We start from the raw sequence: 828 nt of genomic DNA, 5'->3' as shown, positions 1-828 counted from the left end.
GGCACACCGCCCCAGGACTTCAACGGCATATTGAACATCATGGTGACGGCGAGCGATGGCTCACTTGCAACAAGCGAGACCTTTACGCTTGAGATCACACCGGTCAATGATGCCCCTGTCGCAGCTGATGATTTTATTGGCGCAAGTGAACTCCGCGTGAATGAATTTACCAACACCATACAAAATGCTCCAAGTATTGCCGCACTGGCCAATGGCAATTTTGTCGTCACCTGGACGTCTGATGCTGGGCAGCAAGGGGATGCTTTTTCTTCTGCGATCAAGGCGCGTATTCTTGACGCGAATGGTGTTGAGATCGTCGGCGAGTTCCTGGTCAATGAGTTTACCGATAGCTGGCAATTGATTCCGAGTGTGACAGCGTTGGAAAATGGTAATTTTGTCGTAACCTGGTCGTCTATTGACCGACAGCAAGGCGATCCATCTGATTATGCTGTCAAGGCGCGTGTTTTCGATGCGAACGGCGGTGAGATCACCAGTGAGTTCCTCGTCAATGAATTTACCGATGGCGATCAAGCGTTCTCGAGTGCGATAGCGCTTGCCAATGGCCATTTTGTCGTCATCTGGGAGTCTGAAGACCAGCAGCAAGGCGATACGTCTCCAACTGCGATCAAGGCGCGTATTTTCGATGCAGAGGGTGTTGAGATCGTCAGTGAGTTCCTGGTCAATGAATTTACCGATTACGATCAGCGGAACCCAAGTGTGACAGCGCTGGAAAATGGTAATTTTGTCGTCACCTGGCACTCTTATGCCGTGCAGCAAGGCGATCCATCTGGTTATGCTGTCAAGGCGCGAATTTTCGATGCGAATGGC

At 50.8% G+C, this 828-nt stretch carries 1 protein-coding gene; it reads left to right on the top strand.

Annotated elements, in window-relative coordinates; translation table 11 throughout:
• On the top strand, positions 1-828 hold an 828-nt coding region (locus ACR1XY_RS24640), incomplete at both ends, for a hypothetical protein (protein WP_480597463.1).

Source organism: Ruegeria sp. AD11(2025) (assembly GCF_056542405.1).
Note: the sequence above shows the minus strand (reverse complement) of the source record. Positions and strands in the feature narration are given on the sequence as shown.